This is a genomic window from Pseudomonas sp. 1L-C-7-B-C1 (genome assembly GCF_057291635.1).
Window position 1 is genome coordinate 150,700 of the sequence record NZ_JBXAWH010000014.1, and the last position, 14,249, is coordinate 164,948.

A 14,249-nucleotide genomic window follows, 5' to 3' on the forward strand; every position below is an offset into this window, starting at 1 on the left:
GTCGAGAATGCCGGCAAAGTGACGAAGCGCTTCGTCATATTGTCAGGAGCGGTCAGTTCAGGACGGCTGCCCGCGGTCGATTTTGCTGCTCAGGATGATCGACGTAGTGGTCTTCTCGACGCCATCGACACTGCCGATCAAATCAAGCATCTGATCCAGCTGCTCCGGCGAATCCGTGCGCAGCCACGCCACGTAATCGAATTCGCCGCTCACGGCACACAACTGTTGCACCTGCGCCAGCGCACTCAGCCGTCGCAGCACTTCCTTGCCTGAGCGAGGCTGCACGGTGATCCCGACATAGGCCTGCAGCCCGCCGTCCACCAGCCGCTGACCCAGTCGCACGCCATAGCCGGTGATGACCTTGGCTTTTTCCAGGCGCGCCAGTCGCGAGGTCACGGTGGTGCGCGCAATGCCCAATTGCCGAGCTAGATTGGCGACCGGTTCCCGGGCATTGATTTGCAGCGCGGCGATCAGTTTGCGGTCGATGTCATCGATTGCTGGGGGGCGGGTGTCAGGCAAGGGTGTATCTCCTTCGGCAAGCGGGGCATGTTAGGAGATTCCGTGGGGGTTGGGGTGATATTCGAAGGCAAGGCGACGCGAAAGCTCAGGCATTCTGCGTCGCTCATCCAGCAGGGATGGGCGCCAGAAAACCTGCGTTGGTCATGTAGGACTTTTCCGCGCTGTAAGGCTTTTGTCATTCTTCTGTCACCCCTGGCGTGCCTAAATTCTCTCCCCACCCCTTTGAATCCACGCCGGGAGCCTCGTCATGACTCTGGATTTCTCCGAAACCGCCCGTTACATCCAGGCCGATATCCTCGATAGCTTCGACGAAGAACTGGAAATGGAGTACGACGACGCGCGCCTGGATGGCTTGTTGGCTGACTTGGGTGAGGAGGTGCCCAAGGGGATTGATCGCCGCCTGTACTTCCGCGAGCTGCTACGCCTGCAAGGCGAGCTGGTTAAACTGCAGGACTGGGTGGTCAGCCAGAAGCTCAAGGTTGTCGTGCTGTTTGAAGGCCGGGATGCGGCAGGCAAGGGCGGTGCGATCAAGCGCATCACTCAACGACTCAATCCGCGGGTGTGCCGCGTGGCTGCACTGACCGCGCCGAGTGAACGCGAGCGCACGCAGTGGTACTTCCAGCGCTATGTCGCGCACCTGCCCGCCGCCGGCGAAATGGTGCTGTTCGACCGCAGCTGGTACAACCGGGCCGGGGTAGAGCGGGTCATGGGCTTCTGCAATGACGAGGAGTACGAAGAGTTTTTCCGCACCGTCCCCGAGTTCGAAAAAATGCTGGTGCGCTCGGGCATCATCCTGATCAAGTACTGGTTCTCCATCACCGACGACGAGCAATACCGGCGCTTTCTGATGCGCATCCATGACCCGCTGAAACAGTGGAAGCTGTCGCCGATGGACCTTGAGTCCCGCCGTCGCTGGGAGGACTACACCAATGCGAAAGAAGAAATGCTCACCCGTTCCCACACCGATGTCGCGCCGTGGTGGATCGTCGAGGCCGACGACAAGAAGCGGGCGCGCCTGAACTGCATTCATCACCTGCTGGAGCAGATCCCGCGCGGCGATACCGAAACACCGCAAGTGGTGCTGCCGGAACGCGAGTACAACGCCAATTACCTACGGGCACCGGTACCGCGCGAGATGGTTGTTCCGCCGGTTTATTGATCCTCCGCCGATATGTGATCACAGCGCTGGCAGGGTTCAGATCTTCCACGCCGGCGCTGTTTTCGCCAGTCGGTGTTGCAGGCTTTCGAGGTTCTGGGTGAACTGGCGGGTCATCAGCTGATAACCGAGCACCTCGGTCGAGGCGGTTGGAACGTCGGGCCCGACGGTCAAACTCTCGGTTGGCCGCTGCAAACGTTCAGTTGCACCGGTCTGCAGCGCGCGGGCCATACCGATCAGCATGCGACGGATTCGCCGTTGCTCCGCCGTCACCCCTGTACTGCCAGTATCTGCCGGACGCAGGTTCGAAAGAATCTCGAGGATGCTCAGGCACATGCGGTAGTGGCGCTGAATGGCGTCCAGTTCAACGATCGATATCTTTACTTCCTTGGACACCGACGGCATCAGCGAGCGCAGCTGCAACAGCGTCGCGCCCATTCGCGCGGTCAACTTCACGTGCTCGTCTGCGGTGATCGACTGCCCGCTGGCGATGCGGTCGTAAGCCAGCGCACAGTCCCGCAGGCCACTGGCCAGGTTATAGCGCCACGAATACACGGCATACAACGGCAGCGCGAAGGAAAACGCCAGGGCGAGGGCGATGCCGATCAGGATGTCCACCGTCCGCCACAACCCGTCCGTGATCGGGTTATCACCGTGGCCCGCCACGATAAACAGGGTGATGGCCGACAGCAGCGCCGTGTAACCGCCCTTGCCAATGGCGTGATACGCAAAGAAACCGCAGATCAGCGACATGACCACGTACGTCAGCAATGGCATGCCCAAGTAGCTTTCCTGCGCCACGACTGCCAGGCCCAGTGCCGCGCCTATCAAAGTCCCGTAAGCGCGCTCCACCGACTTTTTGCCGATATTGCCGTGGTGCTGCAACCCGCCAATCACGATCAGCATCGTCACCGACGCCCATTCCCCATGGGGCAGATGAAAACCGGTCGTCAGCAGTATCGACACCAGCAGTCCGACTACGATTCGGCCGGCGTGAATGTAGCGGGCATGGCGATAGCGGCGGTATGGGTCCAGCAGTGGACGCAGTACGCGGCGAAGCCAGGAGGGGAGGGAGGCTGAGTTCATGGGGTTACAGACCATGGGGAAGATGAATATATCCGAAGCCCGGTAAATGCGGCGCGTCACCACCGTCGTGGTTTCATTCACAAAATCATCACATGTGAGATGTTGCGTATATCAATGCTTGCGCGTAGGGTGCGTTGCTATCACATGTGATGTTCAGGAAAGACTTCAATGGCTCGGAAAACTTCAACCGACTACATGCGCGAAATGCGCGCTCGGCTGACGGCTGCCGGGTACGTGAAACGAGAGCTGTACGTACTTCCGGAAAACGCGGAGGTATTGAGAGATATCGAAAAGGTACTACGCCAGCCCTACTTGGGTAACCGGATCAAACTGGAGGGATTCATGACTGAGAATACCAATTGGACGATCAAAACACTTCACTCGGCGTTCGCCGAGCTGGACGTGGTGAAAGACAAAGATATCGAGCTGACCCTCATTCAAGGCGCCGAGCCGAGTCTGAGCTTGGTGATGAACCAGTTCGGCGGCTTGCCCATCATCATTGCCATTGCGGGCGACCAGATCCTGGTTGATTCCGTGCTGGTGTACGCCTCCGAGGTCAAAGACCCGGACGCTTTCAACGACGCCGTGTTGCGCAGCCGGGAGCTGTTCCCGCTGTCGTCGATCGGCATTGAGACCCTGCCAAACGGCGAAACCTTCTACAACATGTTTGGCGCACTGAGCGCCGCCTCTTCGCTGACGGTCATCGTCCACGAGGTGCTCACGCTGGCAGAAAACGTGATTCATGCGGCCGACGCCTACGAAGATTTTCTTAAAGTTGATTCACAGTAATCGGGAGACACATCAATGAGCCTTTGGAAAAAAATGGTCACAGCGTTGCGTGGTGGGGCTTCCGAGGTGGGTGAAGCCATCGTCGATGCTCAGGCACTGCGAATCCTCGATCAGGAAATCCGTGACGCCGATGCCTCCATGCTCGCGGCGCGCAACCAGCTGATCCAGATCAAGGCCAAGCACAAGCTCTCGCTGCAGCGCGTCGAAGAGCACGACAAGAACATCGCCAACTGGGAGCAGAAAGCGCTCGCCGCGATGAATAAAGGCGAAGAAGCCCTCGCCCTCGAGTGCGCCGAGAAAGTGGCCGAGCTGACGGCTCTGCGCGATCAAGAAAAACTCGCGGCCGATCAGTTCGGCGTCCATGTGGCGAAATTGACCGCACAGGTCATCAAGGCCGAAAGCCAGATCAAAGGCCTGCGTCAGCAGACCGATATGGCCAAGGCCCGTGACAGCGTGCAAAAGGCGCAGATCAACGCGGCTGCTGCAACGGGCGGCGCCAATGGCCGACTCGAAACCGCAGTGGGTTCGCTGGCTCGTATCAAGCAGCGTCAGGATGAACAGGACGCCAGGCTTGAAGCGGCCGATGAGCTGACCGAGGCTGCCAACGGAGGCGATCTGGAGCGTCGTCTTCAGGATGCCGGGATTGGCTCGAAAACCGGCGGCGCAGCTGACGTTCTCGCCCGCTTGAAAGCACAAAGCCAGAGCGGTAACTCGGGCCAGTAACACCGTAAGAGAAGGCAGCCGGGTTTCCGTCTGCCTTTTTTTCGGCTTCTTTTTTCGGCTCACCGGTGTGCAGATGAATATCGGAAACGGACTACGGACGATACTCTGCCTTGCCGCTGTGATGATCGTTGTGCAGATGGTTAACTCCCTGACCGCCAACAGCCTGCTGTCTCACGGCCTGGTGCCCAGGACCTTATCCGGCCTGCAGGGCATCGTGTTCTCCCCGTTTTTGCATGGATCGGTCCGTCACCTGCTGAGCAATCTTCTGCCTTTTGTGGTGCTGAGCTGGCTAGTCGCAACCGAGGGGCTTCAGCGATACGTGCGCGTGGTGCTGCTCATCGTTGTGCTCGGCGGGCTGATGGTCTGGGTGGTCGGTCGTCCGGTCATCCATGTGGGCGCCAGCGGTCTGATCTTCGGCTTGTGGGCGTATCTGCTGGCCCGGGCGTGGTACCAGCGCAGTCTGGCGAGCTTCGCGATTGCACTGGTGACCCTGCTGGGCTACAGCGGATTGATTTTTGGCTTCATTCCGGTGCCGGGTGTATCGATTGAGTCACACCTGTGTGGCGCGCTTGCCGGTATTGTGACGGCCTGGCTAATGCACTCACGGCGGCTTGTCGAGCGAGGTCCGGCGCAGTGAGTGGCACAACTTTTTACATCGCCTCGGCGCGAATTCAAGGAGATGACACATGAGCTGGATCAAACGCGCGCTAGGGCTGGAGTCGCCCATTCCACCGGCCGGCTCCAACCCCCTCGCCAATGCGGCCCTGGCTAATCCGCTCGGGCTGGCTACCGGTCGTATGCTCGACCTCGATGACTCGCTCAAGCTGATGCTCGACGGCCATTCGGAGCTGGTGGTTCCTGACGAAGAAGTGGTCTGGTCAGTGGGGCAGGTCGATCTGGGGCAATCGGTTCGTCTGGTGCGCTTCTACTTCGAGGACGAAGATTACTGGCTGCAAGTCATGATGAACGGGCCTGCCGCTGAAGACGTCCAGGACATCATCCTGTTCGGCTACAGCAGCGTCGTCACGATCAACAGCGAGGCGGAGCTCAAGCGCCTTGTGGGGCCTGAGTCCAGCGTCGGTCTGCCGGTGTTCGAACATGACGGCTGGGAGTACGGGCGTCAGTGGGGCACGGAAGAAGGCCAGACCGAGCTCACGCCCATGGACGAGCAGGTCGTCAGCCCTGACGGCGCCTACCGCATCAAACACCTGAGCATGTTGTACGCGCGGGACACGGGCCTGGTGGACCGACGCGAGTTTCTATTGCTGTCCGTTGAAGAGGACGAGGAGGGCGTTGTTTCCTTCACCACGTCGGTCGGCGTGACCCTGCAGTCCACTGATTTCACCGTCATTTAAAAGGAAGTAAAAATGCTTGAAGCGCTTCGTATGTCCGTCAGCTTCCAGTCGTTGCTGAGTTTTGTGGTCTACATCATTGTGGCCGGCGGGTTGTTCGCATTGTTTCAGATGGCCTACACGCGTCTGACGCCGCACAAGGAGTTCGCCCAGATTCGTGAGGGCAATGTAGCTGCGGCTGTCGCCCTGGGCGGTGCACTCATCGGTTTCGCCCTGCCTGCCAGCAACGTCATCACCTACAGCATCAGCGTACTGGATGTGGTGATTTGGGCAATCATTGCGGCTGTCGTACAGTTGCTGGCGTTTACCGCGACCAGCATGGTCCTCAAGGATCTTTCCGCACGCATTACCCGAGGCGAGCTTGCTGCGGCGATCTATGCCGCCAGCGTCTCGATCAGTGTCGGTTTTCTCAACTCGGCCTGCATGACGCCGTCGACCTGATCGCCTGTTATCGAAAGGAGTTATCGATGAGACGTAGTTCCCTCAAGCTGGTCCTGGCCAGCACCCTGCCGCTGGCGATCAGCGCGTGCAGCAAGTCCGACACTGTGGAAGTTTCCGCGCAGCAGACCTATCCGTCGGTACAAGCCTGTGTGGATCAAAAAGTCCCGGTCGATGTCTGCTCGGACGCCTACATGAGTGCGCTGGCGGAGCACCGCCGCGTAGCCCCGACCTACGACGACAAGACAGCCTGCGAAGCAGATTTCGTCCCTGATTACTGCCAGCAGAATGCCGATGGCAAATTCACGCCCAAGCTCGGCGGCTTCCAGCTGGAAGTTTCCGGTGAGCTTCCCAAGTCACAGGTCGACGCAGCGAAGGCGCAGGCCGAGCAGTCGGGCGGCGGCGGCGGTGGCGGTGGCTTTGGTTCCGGGGTAAACGGATTCCTGATGGGCATGCTCGTCAGCAACATGGTCAACGGATTCACTGGCGGCGGCGGTCGTTACTACTCCCAGCCGATTTACCAGGAGCGGGACTCCCGTGGGGGTTACCAGACGTCCACATTGTCGCGCCAGATCGAGCGGGGCAAGACCTTCGGCAACTCCACTCAGGCGCGAACCAGCTCGACCGGGACTTACAGCAAAAGCACCCTGGGCCGCAATTCATCGGTCTCGTCTTCCGTATCCCGTGGCGGTTTCGGCAGCCAGGCCACCGCTCGCAGCGGGTGGGGTGGCAAAAGCAGCGGCTCAAGCTTCGGCGGCTAAAAGGGACGTTACCCATGAAAAGGATCAGCATTCAGGAGCGTCCTGACTGGCGCCAGACAGCCGAGCGTGAAGGGTTTAACTTTCACACCATCGACGGTGAGCGCTACTGGGATGAGCGGGCCTATTACCAGTTCACCGAAGCGCAGATCACACGTGACATCGAAGCGCCGACCCAGGAACTTCATGCCATGTGCCTGGACGTCGTGGAAAAGGTCGTCGAGAGCGAAGAGCTGCTGACCCGGCTGGCCATTCCGGATACGTTCTTCGACTTGGTCCGCACCTCATGGAAGGAAGGCCATCCGCATCTGTATGGCCGGTTTGACTTCAGCTATGACGGCGTGAACCCGGCCAAGCTGCTGGAAGCCAACATGGACACGCCTACGTCAGCCTATGAGGCGGGCGCGTTTCAGCTCATCTGGCTTGAAGAGCAGATCCAGCGCGGCGTATTGCCGGCCCACGCTTCACAGTTCAACTCGATGGCGGAAGACCTAGTCCGGGCTTTTGCGGCAATCAGGGAGGGCGGGGCTTTCTACTTCTCGTGCATGTCAGGCTCGATAGAAGACAGGGGTACGACCGAATTCCTGCGCAAAATGGCCGAGCACGCCGGCATCGAAACCCGCCACATCGACATCGAAGACATCGGCCTGAATGCCAACGGCCGATTCGTCGATCTCGAAGGCCGCTGGATCGAACGTATCTTCAAGCTGCACGCCTGGGAGCATGTCTTCCATGAGCCCCACGGCCAGGCCATCCCGCAGTGCGACACGCAGTTCATCGAGCCTGCCTGGAAGGCGATCATCTCCAACAAAGGCATCCTGCCGTTGCTTTGGGAATTCAATGAAGGGCATCCCAATCTGCTGCCGTCCTTTGTCGATAAACACCCACAATCCGCAGTACCAAAGGGTTGGGTGCGCAAACCGTACTTTTCCCGCGAAGGCGCCAACATCGAAATTCGCACGCCGACTGATCAAGTCATTTTCGAAGACGGCCCTTACAACGATGCGCCCTACATCCTTCAGGAATTCGCGCCGTTGCCTCGTTTTGGCGACAGCTACACGCTGATCGGATCGTGGGTGGTGGGGGATATGGCTTCGGGGATCGGGATTCGTGAAGACGACAGTTTGATCACCAAGGACAGCAGCCGGTTTTTGCCGCATGTGGTGATTGATTGAGGGGATTGGGTTTACGGTCGGTGTGCCGCCTTAGTACGAAAAAGCCGGTACTGTACCTCTTACGATACTGGGGAAAAGTCGTCCAGACAGGAGCCTCAGCTAGCGATTTGGGCGCAGGTCTAGGCAACTAAAACGAGCAGAGGTAGCGCCTTAGCAACTTGGCTCTACCAATCATCACAATAGTCCTGCAATGGAGTGCGGGGAAATCAGCCCTAGTGGGCACCTTTACAAGGAACGTTCATGAGCAAAAAACCTGAATCACTCAAGACCCTCATGGGTGGCGTAGCAGTTATTGATCTGCTGATTTTGTGGTATTTCGATTGGTCCGGAGGAGCTTTGGTTGCAGCGCTTGTGCTTGCGACATTTGCCTTATCTGGATGGTGCATCGAGACGATTGCCTACCATCGAGCAGTCCGAGAAACCAAGTCGGACATCCGCGCTTCCCGGCCCTCGCGCCAAAGATCTTCGAAGTCGGATGATGGCTTCGTGGAAGGAGGGCTGGTGCTCTGGCAAGGGCAGCGGCGTATCAGATTTGCTTACCGCAGCTTCGAGACAGGCGAATCGGATCGTGAAGTTACGGTGCGGAAGGTGGTTTCCAAGGGAGACTCGAGGCGCATTTACTTCAACGGTTACTGCCACGTTCGGGGCGAGCCACGAACCTTTCGTGTTGACCGTATCAAGGGACTGGTGGTTGATTCGGCCACGGGGGAAATGGCCACTTTCCCGCAGCTTTTTGAATTAAGTTCGCACTAGCTCGGCATTTCGATTAAGCAGCTAGGCGACGGTTGGTATGAAGATGACTGCCGGCCGGAAGGCCGTAACGGGCCGAGAATTCGGAGGAAGTTTCGCGCGAAGAATGAGGTTCTGCGATTTCAGACTTTCGAAAACACAAAAGCCGCGCAATGCGCGGCTTTTTATTTGGTGGGCCCACACGGACTCGAACCGTGGACCAAGGGATTATGAGTCCCCTGCTCTAACCAACTGAGCTATAGGCCCTCAGTAGGCCGCGGATTATAACGACGGTTTACGCGCTGTGCCATCCGAAACGTCTGAAACGGTTGTACGAAGAAATGTCGCACAGAATTGCTCCGCGCGCAGGGGCAGGCTGACGAGGTAGCCCTGAATTTGTTCGCAGCCTTCGTCTGCCAGGAATTGCTGTTGCTCAAGCGTCTCGACGCCTTCTGCGATGACTGTCAGTTGCATGCTGCGTCCCAGCGCGATGATGGCGCGGACAATCGCCGCATCGTGGGGGTCATCAGGCAAGCCGCGCACGAACGATTGGTCGATCTTGAGGATGTCCAGCGGCAAGCGCTTGAGGTAACTGAGCGATGAGTAGCCGGTGCCGAAGTCGTCGATCGCCAGCTGTACGCCGAGTGTTTTCAGGCGATGCAGGACGGAAAGCGCCTCTTCGGTCTGTGACATGATGAAGTTTTCAGTGATTTCCAGTTGTAGACAGCCAGGTTGTAACTGGTGCTGGAGCAGCAGTCGTTCGATCTTGTTGACCAGATTGGGCTGACGCAATTGAGCGCCGGCAAGGTTTACCGACAGCGGGCCAAACACATCGTAGCGCTGGTTCCACTCGTGCAATTGCTGGCAGGCCGTATCGAGCACCCACTCGCCGATCTGCAGGATCATGCCGTTTTCTTCTGCGAGCGGGATGAACCGCTCGGGTGGGACGTCGCCGAAAGTGGGGTGGAACCAGCGTATCAGCGCTTCGGCGCCGACTAACCGGTATGTCAGCAAACTGATTTTGGGTTGGTAGGAAAGGGTGAACTCGTTACGCTCGATAGCGCGCCGCAGCTCCTGTTCCAGAGCAATCCGCTCGCTGGCCTGAGCGGTCAGATCTCGGGTGTAATGCTCGACCCGGTTGCGCCCCTTGGCCTTCGACCGATACATCGCCGCGTCGGCATTCTTGATCAGCGTGGCGACGTCCGCGCCGTCTGTGGGAAACAGCGCGCTGCCGATGCTGGTGCTCATGAAGAACTCGTGATCGCCCGCCTGAAACGGCGCCGAAAAACTGTTGAGCAGCTTGGTGGCGACGACTTCGGCGTCGGTCGGATTTTGCAGGCCCGGCAACAGGATGATGAATTCATCGCCACCGAGCCGCGCGACGGTGTCGATGTCGCGCAGGTTCTCCTTCAGGCGCACCGCAATGCTTTTTAATAGCAGGTCTCCAACGGGGTGGCCGAGGCTGTCATTGATGTGCTTGAAGCGATCCAGGTCCAGAAACAACACCGCGCCGAGGCTGTAGGCCGCTCTTGAGTGGGTCAGCGCGGCGTGCAGTCGGCTTTCAAACAGCGTCCGGTTCGGCAGGCCGGTCAACGGGTCGTGGTGCGCCTGATAATCCAGCCGGGCCTGAGCCTGCTTCAGGCTTGAGATGTCAGCGAACACCGCAACGAAGTGGGTGATGAATTTGTCTCGATTGCGCACGGCACTGATGGTCAGCCAGCTCGGGTAGATCTCGCCGTTCTTGCGCCGGTTGCTGATCTCGCCCTGCCAATGACCCTCTGCCGTCAGTTGGTACCACATGGCGGCGTAGAACGCGCTGTCGTGGAGTCCGGACGCCAGCAATCGCGGCGTGTCGCCGAGCGCTTCCTGTTCGCTGTAGCCGGTGATCTCGCTGAAGGCCCGGTTGACTGCGTTGATCCGCTGCCGGGTGTCGGTGATCAATACGCCTTCCGCTGTGCTTTCGAATACCGTCGCGGCCAGTTGCAGCTTTTCCTGCATCTGATGCCGGTCGGTGATATCGCGCGCGATGGTGAGCATGCAGTCCTCACCGGCAATCGGCAGTGGCCGCGCGGAAATCTCGCACAGGCGGATCTGACCATCCCTGCGACGGATGTGGCTGGTAAAGTCCTTCACAAAGCCGTCGCGCCTCAACTGCTCGAGCAGTTGCTGTCGCTCGTTCAGGTCTACCCAGATGCCCAGGTCAAGGGTGGTACGGTCCAGCGACAGCGAGCTGTGATAACCAGTGATGCGGCTGAAACCGTCGTTCACCTCAACCAGCAGGCCGTCGTTTTGCCGTGTAATCAGCAGGCCGTCGGGGGAGGAGTGGAACGCCTTGGCAAATTTCTCTTCGGACATCTGTAGCTGTTGCTGAGCCTCCTTGAGCGGCGTGATGTCCCTCACCACCAGAACCACTGCGGCAGTGGAGTCCAGATCAAAGGGCTCGGCTGACAGAAGCCCGGTGAACAGGCGGCCATCACTGCGCCGAAACGGCATTTCCAGATTGCGGATGCTGCCCTTCTGAAGGCGTTGCAGCAGACTGTGGCCGATGTCGGGAATACCCCAGATATTCAGCTCGGAAGGAACGCGCCCTACGACGTCGGCCGGGCTGACGCCAATTTGCTCTGCAAATGCCGGATTGGCCTCCAGAAAGCAGCCGTCGGAAAGACGTGCGATGACCAGCATGTCAGGGCATTGAGCGAACACCGAGGCGAACTTCCCTTCCGACAGGCGCAGCGCTTCCTCGGTTTGCTTGGCTTCGCTGATGTCGATCATCAGCCCGCGCATCACGGGTTCTTGCCCATAGCCGATCATGCTCACAATGTCGCGGATCCAGACCACCCTGCCGTCGGCACTCAGGACTCGATAATCAACGCTGTGATCATTACCTTCCGCCACCTCGCGGTCGCAGTAGGTCTGTGCGTAGTCGACGTCCTCCGGATGAACGATGCTCCGCCAGAATCCGGGCCTCCGCCACTGGTGCAGCGGGTAACCCAACAAATCCTGAGCGTGGGGTGAGACGTAGTTGTAGGAGTAGTCGTGGGTATTGGCTTCCCACGCGATGGCCGAAAGGCTTTCGATCATCCCGCGATAGTGGTATTCGCTGCTGCGCAGCTCATGCTCAAGGGCAATTCGGCGAGAGATTTCCGAGCTGAGGCGACGGTTGATCCGCACCACAATGGCCAGCACCGTTATCAGAACCAGCAGCCCGGGCAGTCCGATCAGCAAAAACTCATGCCAGAGCTCGCTGCGTTCGCTGGAGTGAGTGACCGCCTGCGATAGGGGTGGAGGATCGTCCAGTTCGCTTAATTCCTCAGGTTGGCGACGTTGATCGATACCTGCGAATCGGTTGCTGATCAAGTCAGTGGGCGAATGCAGGCTTACGCCGGGTGCACTCCCAGGTTCAGCATCCTCGCCGGGCAGCCACTCTTGATGGATCGCTTGCCTGTTTTGGCCATCGCCGAGCACCGTCTGGGCGCTGATTGCAGCGGGGGCGAGCAAGCACAAGAGAGCAATGGCCGGCATCCAGATCATGGCAGCCTCGGTGATTCATGGATGAGAATCAATCGAGTGTAGCCGCGCTGGACAACAGTGGCACTCTGCCGGAAATTTATTCCTTAAAACGCAAAACCCCCAGCAATGCCGGGGGTTTTGGTACGACGTGTCGCTTACTCGTCGAGGAACGAACGCAGGTGTTCGCTTCGCGTCGGGTGACGCAGTTTGCGCAACGCCTTGGCTTCTATCTGACGGATACGTTCACGGGTAACATCGAACTGCTTACCGACTTCCTCAAGGGTGTGGTCGGTGTTCATGTCGATACCGAAACGCATACGCAGTACCTTGGCTTCACGGGCGGTGAGGCCCGACAGCACTTCGCGCGTCGCTTCTTTCAAGCTCTCTACCGTGGCGACATCGATTGGCGACTGCATGGTCGAGTCTTCGATGAAGTCACCCAAGTGCGAGTCTTCGTCGTCACCGATCGGGGTTTCCATGGAGATCGGCTCTTTAGCGATCTTCAACACCTTGCGGATCTTGTCCTCAGGCATTTCCATGCGTTCGCCCAGCTCTTCCGGCGTCGGTTCGCGACCCATTTCCTGCAACATCTGACGGGAAATACGGTTGAGCTTGTTGATCGTCTCGATCATGTGCACCGGAATACGGATGGTGCGTGCCTGGTCAGCGATCGAGCGAGTGATCGCCTGACGAATCCACCAGGTGGCGTACGTCGAGAACTTGTAACCACGACGGTATTCGAACTTGTCCACCGCCTTCATCAAACCGATGTTGCCTTCCTGGATCAGATCGAGGAATTGCAGGCCACGGTTGGTGTACTTCTTGGCGATCGAGATCACCAGACGCAGGTTGGCTTCAACCATTTCTTTCTTCGCGCGGCGGGCCTTGGCCTCACCGATCGACATCCGACGGTTGATGTCCTTGATTTCCAGGATGGTCAAGCCGGTTTCTTCTTCTAGCGCGGTCAGCTTTTGCTGGCAACGCTGAATGTCGGCCTGAAGACGACCAATGGCTTCAGCGTATTTGCTTTTGCCTTTGGCCAGCCCATCGGTCCAGCTCTGGTCAACTTCATTGCCCGGGAATTGGCGCAGGAAGTCGGCGCGCGGCATGCGTGCGTCACGAACACACAGCTGCATGATGGCACGCTCTTGTGCACGCAGACGCTCCAGGGCACCGCGAACACGCTCAACCAGGCCTTCAAACTGTTTTGGAACCAGCTTGATCGGCATGAACAGCTCGGCCAGAGCCAGCAGTTCAGCGTTGGCCTGCTTGCTGCCACGACCGTGCTTTTTCAGCGCCTTGAGGGCAATGGCCATCTGGTCTGAAACGGCACCGAAGCGCTGGGCGGCGATGACTGGGTCCGGGCCGCTTTCGACCTCGTCCTCTTCATCGTCGGAAGCGTCTTCCTCTTCGTCGTCAGCACCTTCGACCTTCTCGGCCTTCGGATCGACTGGCGGCGGGACTTCGGCTGGCGGCGCTATGCCGTCGTCCGGGTCGATATAACCGCTCAGGACGTCGGACAGACGACCGCCTTCGGTGGTGACGCGGGTGTACTCGGAGAGAATGTGCTCAACCGTGCCAGGGAAGTGCGCGATGGCGCCCATCACTTCACGGATGCCTTCTTCGATACGCTTGGCGATTTCGATTTCGCCTTCACGTGTCAGAAGCTCGACGGTACCCATTTCACGCATATACATGCGCACTGGGTCAGTCGTGCGACCGATGTCGGTCTCGACCGCAGCCAACGCAGCAGCGGCTTCTTCAGCGGCTGCCTCGTCGGTGTCGGCGTCGGCCAACATAAGGGCGTCCGCATCCGGAGCACTCTCGTGTACGGGGATCCCCATGTCGTTGATCATGCGGATGATGTCTTCCACCTGCTCTGGATCTGAAATATCCTCAGGCAGGTGGTCGTTGACCTCTGCGTAAGTCAGATACTTCTGCTCACGACCCAGGGTGATCAACTCTTTGATACGAGACTGCTGTTGCGCTTTTCCGGACATAACACCCTATCCAC

At 58.8% G+C, this 14,249-nt stretch carries 12 protein-coding genes, 1 tRNA gene and 1 pseudogene; 9 read left to right on the forward strand and 5 right to left on the reverse strand.

Annotated elements, in window-relative coordinates; all coding sequences use genetic code 11:
- Nucleotides 1-57: 57 nt before the first annotated feature.
- Nucleotides 58-519, reverse strand: coding sequence for an Lrp/AsnC family transcriptional regulator (locus AC0Z8Z_RS21265; protein WP_172609921.1), 462 nt, complete (start codon nucleotides 517-519; stop codon nucleotides 58-60).
- 247 nt (nucleotides 520-766) lie between these two features.
- Here AC0Z8Z_RS21265 and ppk2 point away from each other — a divergent pair, with 247 nt between their 5' ends.
- Nucleotides 767-1,678 carry a polyphosphate kinase 2 gene (gene ppk2, locus AC0Z8Z_RS21270; RefSeq protein WP_074886916.1) on the forward strand — a complete coding sequence of 304 codons (912 nt, stop codon included), beginning with the start codon at nucleotides 767-769 and terminating at the stop codon, nucleotides 1,676-1,678.
- Between the two features lie 36 nt (nucleotides 1,679-1,714).
- Here ppk2 and AC0Z8Z_RS21275 read toward each other — a convergent pair whose 3' ends face one another.
- On the reverse strand, nucleotides 1,715-2,761 hold the full coding sequence (locus AC0Z8Z_RS21275; protein ID WP_485620414.1) for an FUSC family protein: 1,047 nt from the start codon (nucleotides 2,759-2,761) through the stop codon (nucleotides 1,715-1,717).
- Nucleotides 2,762-2,929: 168 nt separating this feature from the next.
- Here AC0Z8Z_RS21275 and AC0Z8Z_RS21280 point away from each other — a divergent pair, with 168 nt between their 5' ends.
- The 8 genes from AC0Z8Z_RS21280 (at nucleotide 2,930) to AC0Z8Z_RS21315 (ending at nucleotide 8,749) form a co-directional block, all read left to right on the forward strand.
- On the forward strand, nucleotides 2,930-3,550 hold the full coding sequence (locus tag AC0Z8Z_RS21280) for a YjfI family protein (RefSeq protein WP_485620415.1): 621 nt from the start codon (nucleotides 2,930-2,932) through the stop codon (nucleotides 3,548-3,550).
- Between the two features lie 15 nt (nucleotides 3,551-3,565).
- The gene (locus tag AC0Z8Z_RS21285; protein WP_122624511.1) at nucleotides 3,566-4,273 is read left to right on the forward strand and encodes a PspA/IM30 family protein; all 708 of its coding nucleotides are present in this window, start codon (nucleotides 3,566-3,568) and stop codon (nucleotides 4,271-4,273) included.
- 73 nt (nucleotides 4,274-4,346) lie between these two features.
- On the forward strand, nucleotides 4,347-4,910 hold the full coding sequence (locus tag AC0Z8Z_RS21290; RefSeq protein WP_205486345.1) for a rhomboid family intramembrane serine protease: 564 nt from the start codon (nucleotides 4,347-4,349) through the stop codon (nucleotides 4,908-4,910).
- Nucleotides 4,911-4,959: 49 nt separating this feature from the next.
- Nucleotides 4,960-5,628, forward strand: a complete 669-nt coding sequence (locus AC0Z8Z_RS21295; RefSeq protein ID WP_122536532.1) for a DUF2491 family protein — start codon at nucleotides 4,960-4,962, stop codon at nucleotides 5,626-5,628.
- 12 nt (nucleotides 5,629-5,640) lie between these two features.
- On the forward strand, nucleotides 5,641-6,066 hold the full coding sequence (locus AC0Z8Z_RS21300) for a DUF350 domain-containing protein (RefSeq protein ID WP_485620416.1): 426 nt from the start codon (nucleotides 5,641-5,643) through the stop codon (nucleotides 6,064-6,066).
- Between the two features lie 26 nt (nucleotides 6,067-6,092).
- Nucleotides 6,093-6,824: a DUF1190 domain-containing protein gene (locus AC0Z8Z_RS21305; protein WP_485620417.1), complete on the forward strand. Its 732-nt coding sequence runs from the start codon at nucleotides 6,093-6,095 to the stop codon at nucleotides 6,822-6,824.
- A gap of 14 nt (nucleotides 6,825-6,838) precedes the next feature.
- Complete coding sequence (locus AC0Z8Z_RS21310) at nucleotides 6,839-7,996, forward strand: glutathionylspermidine synthase family protein (protein ID WP_485620418.1); 1,158 nt, start codon at nucleotides 6,839-6,841, stop codon at nucleotides 7,994-7,996.
- Nucleotides 7,997-8,236: 240 nt separating this feature from the next.
- Nucleotides 8,237-8,749 carry a WYL domain-containing protein gene (locus AC0Z8Z_RS21315; protein ID WP_485620419.1) on the forward strand — a complete coding sequence of 171 codons (513 nt, stop codon included), beginning with the start codon at nucleotides 8,237-8,239 and terminating at the stop codon, nucleotides 8,747-8,749.
- 166 nt (nucleotides 8,750-8,915) lie between these two features.
- Here AC0Z8Z_RS21315 and AC0Z8Z_RS21320 read toward each other — a convergent pair.
- The 3 genes and pseudogenes from AC0Z8Z_RS21320 to rpoD form a co-directional block, all read right to left on the reverse strand.
- Nucleotides 8,916-8,992: transfer RNA gene (locus tag AC0Z8Z_RS21320), tRNA-Ile, on the reverse strand.
- A gap of 15 nt (nucleotides 8,993-9,007) precedes the next feature.
- Nucleotides 9,008-11,950, reverse strand: a pseudogene (locus tag AC0Z8Z_RS21325) (sensor domain-containing protein); the annotation flags it as partial.
- A 440-nt stretch (nucleotides 11,951-12,390) separates the two neighbouring features.
- Complete coding sequence (gene rpoD, locus AC0Z8Z_RS21330; protein WP_205486444.1) at nucleotides 12,391-14,235, reverse strand: RNA polymerase sigma factor RpoD; 1,845 nt, start codon at nucleotides 14,233-14,235, stop codon at nucleotides 12,391-12,393.
- Nucleotides 14,236-14,249 lie beyond the last annotated feature (14 nt).

Bases quoted from the DNA above. Each gene is read 5' to 3' on its own strand.
- ppk2 (WP_074886916.1), top strand. From the start codon at position 767: ATGACTCTGGATTTCTCCGAAACCGCCCGTTACATCCAGGCCGATATC.
- AC0Z8Z_RS21310 (WP_485620418.1), top strand. From the start codon at position 6,839: ATGAAAAGGATCAGCATTCAGGAGCGTCCTGACTGGCGCCAGACAGCC.
- AC0Z8Z_RS21305 (WP_485620417.1), top strand. From the start codon at position 6,093: ATGAGACGTAGTTCCCTCAAGCTGGTCCTGGCCAGCACCCTGCCGCTG.
- AC0Z8Z_RS21315 (WP_485620419.1), top strand. From the start codon at position 8,237: ATGAGCAAAAAACCTGAATCACTCAAGACCCTCATGGGTGGCGTAGCA.
- AC0Z8Z_RS21275 (WP_485620414.1), bottom strand. From the start codon at position 2,761: ATGAACTCAGCCTCCCTCCCCTCCTGGCTTCGCCGCGTACTGCGTCCA.
- AC0Z8Z_RS21285 (WP_122624511.1), top strand. From the start codon at position 3,566: ATGAGCCTTTGGAAAAAAATGGTCACAGCGTTGCGTGGTGGGGCTTCC.
- AC0Z8Z_RS21290 (WP_205486345.1), top strand. From the start codon at position 4,347: ATGAATATCGGAAACGGACTACGGACGATACTCTGCCTTGCCGCTGTG.
- AC0Z8Z_RS21300 (WP_485620416.1), top strand. From the start codon at position 5,641: ATGCTTGAAGCGCTTCGTATGTCCGTCAGCTTCCAGTCGTTGCTGAGT.
- AC0Z8Z_RS21280 (WP_485620415.1), top strand. From the start codon at position 2,930: ATGGCTCGGAAAACTTCAACCGACTACATGCGCGAAATGCGCGCTCGG.
- rpoD (WP_205486444.1), bottom strand. From the start codon at position 14,235: ATGTCCGGAAAAGCGCAACAGCAGTCTCGTATCAAAGAGTTGATCACC.
- AC0Z8Z_RS21295 (WP_122536532.1), top strand. From the start codon at position 4,960: ATGAGCTGGATCAAACGCGCGCTAGGGCTGGAGTCGCCCATTCCACCG.